The organism is Citrobacter sp. wls826, assembly GCF_005281245.1.
Taxonomy (GTDB): domain Bacteria; phylum Pseudomonadota; class Gammaproteobacteria; order Enterobacterales; family Enterobacteriaceae; genus Citrobacter; species Citrobacter braakii.
This window is the reverse complement of record NZ_SZWS01000010.1, coordinates 56,608-63,187: the sequence shown is the minus strand read 5'-3', so window position 1 is coordinate 63,187 and position 6,580 is coordinate 56,608. Positions and strand designations below refer to the sequence as shown.

The window sequence follows — 6,580 nt, the reverse complement described above, 5'->3', positions numbered from 1 at the left end:
AAAAACGGTGGAGCGTGGCGGATATGGCAGCCACTATCCCCTGTAGCGAAGCCTGGCTACGTCGTCTTTTTTTACGCTATACCGGAAAAACACCGAAAGAATACTATCTGGATGCGCGGCTGGAACTGGCGTTATCGCTGTTAAAGCAGGAGGGAAATACGGTCGGGCAGGTCGCTGATATACTTAACTTCTTTGACTCGTTTCATTTCAGCAAGGCGTTTAAACACAAATTTGGCTATGCGCCGTCGGCGGTATTGAAACATGCGGACCGGCACCCAGAGGATGCCGGTCAACTGGGTTAGCGCAGTTCCGGCCAGTACTCTTTGTTAGCGTCGATCAAATCATCCAGAATCGCTTTAGCTACAGACGCACTCGGCACGGTTTTCGACAGGGTGATAGCCTGCCACAAACGCTGGTAAGAGCGGTGCTCCCAGGCATCGACCACCAACTTCTCAACCGCCACCTGCTGGCTCATCAACCCTTTCTGGAACTGCGGGATATCCCCCACCGTCAGCGGCTCCGGGCCGTTATGCCCCACCAGGCATGGGATCTCGACCATCGCTTCATCATCAAAGTTATGAATCGCACCATTATTTGGCACAATCAGCAGCATCCGCTCCTGAGTGTTAAAGGCGATGGCCGCCGCCAGATCGACAATGTAGGAAGCATGTTCGTCAATCTCCAGTTCACCGGCCGCAGAATGGCCTGCCTCAATAATGGCCCGGCAGGAACCGAACACCTGTTTTTCGCGGTGATCCATAACCTCGTTGGCACGGGTACGCTGCGGATTGGAGTGCTGGACCACGTAATCCGGGAACAGATAGTATTTCAGGTAGGTATTTGGCATGGTGTCCGGATCCAGCGCCTGCACATCCTTCGCCTTAGCGAAGGTATCGTTCCAGCTCGCCTCCGTATGCGGGTCGTTCGATGGCGGCACATAACCATGCTTCGCCACGTATTCACGCAGCTTCGGCATCAAATCGTTACCCTGGAGATCTTCAATTGATGTCCACCAGCCAAAGTGGTTCAGCCCGTAGTAGCGCACGCGCATCTGTTTACGATCTTTAAGGCCGACGATCTGCGCCATCCGTCCTTCAATACCGATGGGCATATCGCAAATATTGAGGATTTTCGCATTTGGACGCAGTCTACGCGTGGCTTCAGCCACAATTGCCGCCGGGTTAGAGTAGTTAAGCATCCAGGCGTTTGGTGAATATTTTTCCATATAATCCACCAGTTCCAGCACACCGCCAATAGATCGCATGCCGTAGGCAATCCCGCCCGGCCCACAGGTTTCCTGGCCTAACACCCCGTGACGTAATGGGATTTTCTCGTCTTGTTCACGCATTGGGTATTTACCCACGCGGATATGTGCCATCACAAAATCAACATCGGTAAACGCAGTTTTGGGATCGGTGGTGTAACTAAACTCTATCTCCGGCGCCTGCTCTTTGAGGATGATTTTACACGCCTCGGCAATCACCTCCTGACGCGCGCCATCGTTGTCATAAAATTTCAGCGCACGAAGCGGGAAACGGTCCTGATTTGCCAGCAACATCAACACGATGCCCGGCGTAAAGGTACTACCACCACCTGCGATAACCACTGAGAATTTTTTCATGATACTGCCTCCGTCATGGGGATCTGTTCGTTTGATAAAGTAGATTTCATTAGCGTTTCGAGCTGGTCGCGTACCTGAGGGACGTGTAAACCAACAATGACCTGAATACCATTGCCGCGACGCACAACACCGTGTGCACCCAGCGCTTTGAAGACGTCATCGCTTTGCGTTTTCGCCATGTCGTGAAGCGCAATCCGCAGGCGAGTGGCGCAGTTATTAATACTTCCGATATTGCCTGCGCCGCCTAACGCTTGCAGAAAACCGGCCGCCTGTCCCAGTTTGGTGTCTGGCGTAGCGGCGGTGGTTTGCCCACGCGCGGCTTTATAGTCAGCTTTGGTGTAGAGTTTGATTTCGCTGTCTTCCCGGCCCGGCGTTTTCAGGTTGAAGCGCAGGATCAGCGCGCGGAAGATGGTGAAATAGATCGCGGTAAAGGCCAGGCCAATCGCTATCTGGGTGAACATCATTCCGGCATGGTTGTGGAACATTGGGATCCAGTTTTGCGGTAAGAACTGGTCAAGCAGGCCGCCACCCATATTGCCTACCACGCCGCAGAGATACATTACCGTCGCCATGGAGGCCGCCAGCACGGCGTGTACCGCAAACAGCAAGGGTGAGATAAACAGGAAGGTGAACTCCAGCGGTTCGGTAATCCCAACCAACACAGCCGTTAGCGTAGCGGGGATCAATAATCCCGCCACCTTCACCCGGTTTTCCGGAGAGGCAGTGAAGTAAAGCGCCAGAGCAATACCTAATGAACCAAAGATTTTCGAATTGCCGTGCAGAGCAAAACCCCCTTCCGGGAACAGCGTTTTCAGCGACTCTGTGCTTTGGCTGAATTCCTGCAAGTGCTGCGCCCAGTAGACCTGGATGCCGCCTTCCACCGCCGCAGGGCCGAAGATAAATGGACCATAGACGAAGTGATGCAGCCCGGTCGGAATCAAAATACGCTCAAGGAAGGTATAAACCCATACCCCCAGCGCACCCGCAGAACGCAGAAAAGCTTGCAGAGATTCAATCCCCATCTGCACCTTTGGCCAACCCAGCAGCGTCAGCCAGGCACAGGGAATCATCACCAGGAAAGCGATGATCACCACAAACGATGTTCCCTGAAAAATACCGAGAAATACTGGCAAGGGTTTGTCGAAATAACGGTTATGCAAGGCAGTAACAATACCGGAAATGACAATGGCGCCGATAATGCTGGTATCAAGTGTTTTAATCCCGGCCATCATCGTTAAGCCGCTACCTGCCGTCGGGTCTGCGCTAAAATCCACGCCGAAGAAATCTCCCCAGGTCATGCCCATGGCATTGATGAAGTAATTCCACGTAAGAAAGCTGACCAGTACCGCCAGACAAGCGCGCCCCTGAGCCTGTTTCGCCAGACCGATCGGCAGACCAACGGCGAAAATCAGCGGCATATTGCGAAATACCGTCCAGCCACCTTCTTCGATGATATGAACGATTTGTGCGAACAAACTGTTGGGATCGGTAAGCGCTTCACCCACAAACAGCGGGTTGCGCAGCATAATAGCGATACCGACGACGATACCGGCAAAGGGAAACAGCAGCACCGGGGTGAACATCGCGCCGCCAAAGCGTTGTATTTGACTGAGCATTTTCACATCCTCATATAACAACCAGTAGGGGAGAGGCCTTTTTTGTAGTGATTGCTGGCCTGATACGAGAATAGAAAGTTGCGATCCTTCAGACATGGCATGCCGCTGCGATTCGTGATCGCTTTCATGGTTTTAATTTCGGCAATGAGGTCTACTTTTTACGTAAAAGTTAGACATCAAAAGGTTTATGGTGCAGTAATTAAAAGAAAAAAGAGGTCTGGTAGTGATCTACAAATCAATTGCGGAACGACTACGAATTCGCCTGAATTCGTCTGATTACAACATCGGTAGCCCGTTGCCTGGTGAAAAAAAGCTTGCCCAAGAGTTCGCGGTTTCACGAATGACGATCCGTAAAGCAATTGATATGTTGATTGGCTGGGGATTGGTCGTACGCCGTCATGGGAGTGGAACTTATGTGGCGCGCAAAGATGTCCATCATGAAACCACAAACCTTACCGGACTGGCGGAAGTACTGAAGCGACAAGGGAAAGAGGTCACCAGTGAAGTACTGGTATTTGAAGTGATGCCCGCACCACCAGCAATTGCCAGCCAACTGCGTATCCAGATTAATGAACGCATCTACTTCTCACGTCGCGTTCGCTATGTGGACGGCAAGCCGCTGATGCTTGAAGACAGCTACATGCCGGTAAAATTATTCCGTAATTTATCGCTGGCGCATCTGGAAGGGTCAAAATTCGATTACATCGAGAAAGAGTGCGGAATAACTATCAGCGGCAACTATGAAAGTCTGACTCCCGTTCTTGCCGATAAGCAGCTTTCCGCGCAGATGAACGTACCTGAACAGACGCCATTGCTGCGGATTACCTCACTGTCCTACAGCGATAGCGGGGAGTTTTTGAATTATTCGGTGATGTTCAGAAACGCCAGCGAGTACCAGGTGGACTACCACTTACGGCGCGTCCACCCAGACTCAGCCTGACTAACCCATCCCCCAAAAAATCACCGCCAGCAGTTGCGGCGTGATAATTCGCAGGAACATCACCAGCGGATAAACGGTCGCATACGACAGCGCCGCTGCCCCGCTGGTGGCATGCAGGTTGTTAGCAAATGCCAGTGCAGGCGGATCGGTCATTGAGCCAGCCAGCATTCCGCACAGCGTGAGGTAGTTCATTTTGACGAAAATCCTCGCCAGCAGCCCCACGGTAATCAGCGGAATCGCGGTGATGAAAATACCGTAACCCACCCAGCTCAGGCCATCCCCCTGCGTCAGGGTATGAACAAAATCACCGCCTGACTTCAGACCAACCACTGCGAGAAACAGCACGATACCCAACTCTCGCAGCGCCAGGTTAGCGCTGGGGGGCATAAACCAATACAGCTTACCGATGCTGCCAATACGCCCCAGGATCAACGCCATAATCAGCGGCCCACCGGCCAACCCCAGTTTAAGCGCCACCGGGAACCCAGGAATGAACAGCGGGATTGAACCCAGCAGAACACCCAGCCCGATCCCGATAAATACCGGCAGCATCTGCACCTGCTGCAGTTTTTGCTGGGCGTTACCCACCACATTGGCAACAGCATCAATCGAGGAAGGTCGACCGACCAGATTGAGGATGTCGCCAAACTGCAGACTGGCGTCGCTGCTGGCTACCAGCTCAACCCCCGCACGGTTCAGACGGGAGATAACCACGTCGTAACGTTCTTTGAAATGCAGGTCGCGGATTCGTTTCCCCAGCACCTGTTCGTTGGTCACCACCACGCGCTCAACGCGTAAATCGGTGCCTCGCGTCGACAGCGATGTGTCCACCTCCTGCCCAATCACCACCTGCGCATTGTGCAGATCAGCAGGCTGACCAACCAGGTGTAGCAGGTCGCCCATCTGAATAATCGTCCCCGGCGACGGCACCATCAATGTTTCTTCACGTTTTAAACGTGAGCAGATGATTTTGTCGCTGTTCAGGATTGGGACATCCTGAATCGCCATATTGTTGAGGTTCGGGTTTTCCACACGGATATTCATCGTCTGAATCAGCGCGTGTCCGTTGGTCAGCGTGGATTCATGCTGATGGGCTTCGGCATCGACGTTAACGCGAAAAATAAGGCGCATCAGCCACATAGTGAGCAAAATACCGCAGATACCAAAAGGATAAGCCATGGCATAGCTCATCCCCATCTGATCCACCACATCAACAGGAGTACCCAGATCGCGCAGAATCTGCTGCCCCGCGCCTAATGCCGGAGTATTGGTGACCGCACCGGAAAAAATGCCCAGCACCACGGGAAGGGGAATGGCAAAAATCTTATGCAGGATCGCGGTGACCAGGCCACCCATGATAACAATCAGCACGGCAAACAGATTCAGCCGTAGGCCCGAAACGCGCAGTGACGCAAAAAAGCCCGGCCCCACCTGAATACCGATGGTGTAGACGAAAAGAATCAGGCCAAATTCCTGAATAAAATGCAGCATGTCGCCGCTCAGGGTCATCCCTGCCTGATCGACAAAATGCCCGACAATAATACCGCCGAACAGCACGCCTCCGATGCCAAAACCAACACCACGTATTTTTATGTTGCCGATCCATAATCCGACAACTGCCACCATTGCCAGAACGCTGACCGTCAATGCTATATCACTCATTTTCCTGTTCCCTGTGAATAACATTTTATTTAACGAAGATTATGACTGAACCGTTCAGGCATGAATGCAGAGTGGCGCACATTATCATGCTACAGAGCGCCCAGGAGCGCTTAAGAAGGGCGTTCTTTACTGTTTTTCTTCACGTCGATTTGAAATTGCTGAATGCTTTTTTCTGGCAATGGCAGCGCTTCCGGCATCCTGCCCTCCCAGATAATAGTTTCATGTGGGCTGACGCACAAAAAAGCCCCGTCATTTCTGGCGGGGCAAATGCATGGAGCTATTTAACTGTCTAATGCGGGACGTTCGCTGATGGCGATACGTTGTGGAGCGATGGTTTCAGGTTCATTCCGGGTCAAATCGATATGCAGCAAGCCGTTAGTGAAGCTTGCGCCGGAGACTTCCATATTTTCAGCCAGCGTAAAGCTCAGGCTGAACGGCTGAGTGACCAGCCCCTGATGCAACCATTTGGTCTCTTTTTCCGGCTGCTGCGGCGTACCTTTCACGGTCAGGCGTGTGCCTTCCAGTTGAATATCCAGATCTTCCTGGCGGAAACCGGCTAACGCAAGGGTAATGCGGTAGTGGTTATCATCGCTCTTTTCGATGTTATAAGGCGGGAAGCTCTGGCTTTCGCCCGTGTTTTGCAAGGCATTGGCCAGTTTGTCAAAACCGATCCATTGACGCAGCAGTGGGGATAAATCGTAGTTACGCATAATAATCTCCTTCTAAGAAGCGAGTAAGTAC

The 6,580-nt window shown here is 52.3% G+C and carries 7 protein-coding genes; 3 read left to right on the top strand and 4 right to left on the bottom strand.

Translation table 11 applies throughout. The features are described from left to right. On the top strand, positions 1–302 hold a 302-nt coding region (locus tag FDW87_RS21335), incomplete at its 5' end, for a helix-turn-helix transcriptional regulator (RefSeq protein WP_252362916.1). Here FDW87_RS21335 and FDW87_RS00880 read toward each other — a convergent pair. Continuing rightward, positions 299–1,621: a 6-phospho-alpha-glucosidase gene (locus tag FDW87_RS00880; RefSeq protein WP_019078008.1), complete on the bottom strand. Its 1,323-nt coding sequence runs from the start codon at positions 1,619–1,621 to the stop codon at positions 299–301. The genes FDW87_RS21335 and FDW87_RS00880 overlap by 4 nt on opposite strands. Further along, a complete protein-coding gene (locus FDW87_RS00875; protein WP_046276200.1) occupies positions 1,618–3,237 on the bottom strand; it encodes an alpha-glucoside-specific PTS transporter subunit IIBC in 1,620 nt (539 codons plus the stop codon). Before FDW87_RS00875 ends, FDW87_RS00880 begins: the two co-directional genes overlap by 4 nt. A 223-nt stretch (positions 3,238–3,460) precedes the next feature. Here FDW87_RS00875 and FDW87_RS00870 point away from each other — a divergent pair, with 223 nt between their 5' ends. Then, a complete protein-coding gene (locus FDW87_RS00870; RefSeq protein WP_046276201.1) occupies positions 3,461–4,177 on the top strand; it encodes a GntR family transcriptional regulator in 717 nt (238 codons plus the stop codon). Here the strand turns inward: FDW87_RS00870 and FDW87_RS00865 are convergent, their stop codons facing one another. Further along, positions 4,178–5,839, bottom strand: coding sequence for a putative transporter (locus tag FDW87_RS00865; RefSeq protein WP_016155061.1), 1,662 nt, complete (start codon positions 5,837–5,839; stop codon positions 4,178–4,180). Between the two features lie 71 nt (positions 5,840–5,910). On the opposite strand from FDW87_RS00865, the gene FDW87_RS00860 reads away from it, so the two are divergent. Next, positions 5,911–6,132, top strand: a complete 222-nt coding sequence (locus FDW87_RS00860) for a hypothetical protein (RefSeq protein ID WP_137379360.1) — start codon at positions 5,911–5,913, stop codon at positions 6,130–6,132. Here the strand turns inward: FDW87_RS00860 and ibpB are convergent. Next, on the bottom strand, positions 6,121–6,549 hold the full coding sequence (gene ibpB, locus FDW87_RS00855; RefSeq protein ID WP_003827096.1) for a small heat shock chaperone IbpB: 429 nt from the start codon (positions 6,547–6,549) through the stop codon (positions 6,121–6,123). The genes FDW87_RS00860 and ibpB overlap by 12 nt on opposite strands. Between the last annotated feature and the right edge of the window lie 31 nt (positions 6,550–6,580).

Bases quoted from the DNA above. Each gene is read 5' to 3' on its own strand.
- FDW87_RS00880 (WP_019078008.1), bottom strand. From the start codon at position 1,621: ATGAAAAAATTCTCAGTGGTTATCGCAGGTGGTGGTAGTACCTTTACG.
- FDW87_RS00875 (WP_046276200.1), bottom strand. From the start codon at position 3,237: ATGCTCAGTCAAATACAACGCTTTGGCGGCGCGATGTTCACCCCGGTG.
- FDW87_RS00865 (WP_016155061.1), bottom strand. From the start codon at position 5,839: ATGAGTGATATAGCATTGACGGTCAGCGTTCTGGCAATGGTGGCAGTT.
- ibpB (WP_003827096.1), bottom strand. From the start codon at position 6,549: ATGCGTAACTACGATTTATCCCCACTGCTGCGTCAATGGATCGGTTTT.